Here is a 754-nt window from a genome sequence, read left to right as displayed (position 1 = left end):
TATGCCGCGAGAGAGTAAAACTGGTCAATATCGGAGGCCGTCGTCACAGAATTTTGACAGAGCTGACCTTTTTTGATCATCCGATAAAGTTCGAATCCGGCTAAGGTTTTCTGTGCACTATGGAAATTCTTGAAACCGAGTGTGGCTCGGTATAACTTCTTAATATGCCTGTGATCTTGCTCAATGATATTGTTCAGGTACTTGCACTGGCGGATCTCTATTTGATCTTCGCTTTCGTTGTTGATCTGATTAATTGCTGCTTTATTGGATCCACTTTTATCAATGTTAATCAGTGTTGGCGCACCTTGACGTGAGATCAATTTTTCGAAAAACCGCTTTGCAGCTTTCATATCACGTTTCGCGGTGAGTAGAAAATCAACTGTGCGCCCCTCTTTATCGACAGCACGATAAAGGTACTTCCACTGACCTTTGACCTTAATGTAGGTCTCATCCATTCGAAGTCTGTCACCTGTGGTAAGCTTCCTTTTCTGAAACGCCTGCTCCAGTTTTGGACTGTAGTGTACCACCCATCGGTAGACGGTCGTATGGTCAACCTCCACACCCCGTTCCAGCATAAGCTCTTCGATTTCACGGTAACTGAGTGAGTATGCCAAATACCAGCGAACCGCTTGCAATATGATGTCCTTCTTAAAGTGTCGTCCTGTAAACTTCATCCTGGTTCGCTCGGTATCTAATCAGCTTAGGCAATTGGGTAACGTATTCTGTCTGAATTCACCGGAATTGCAACAGAGCC

At 44.6% G+C, this 754-nt stretch carries 1 protein-coding gene; it reads right to left on the bottom strand.

Annotation, left to right across the window (positions count from 1 at the left end; translation table 11 throughout):
* Positions 1–674 (bottom strand): IS6 family transposase (locus HBA55_RS37155; protein ID WP_240946489.1); only part of this gene is annotated, 674 nt, incomplete at its 3' end.
* Positions 675–754: the final 80 nt, after the last annotated feature.

The organism is Pseudomaricurvus alkylphenolicus, from assembly GCF_011683955.1.
GTDB classification, from domain to species: Bacteria; Pseudomonadota; Gammaproteobacteria; order Pseudomonadales; family Cellvibrionaceae; genus Pseudomaricurvus; species Pseudomaricurvus alkylphenolicus.
This window is presented reverse-complemented; position numbering and strand designations above follow the sequence as displayed.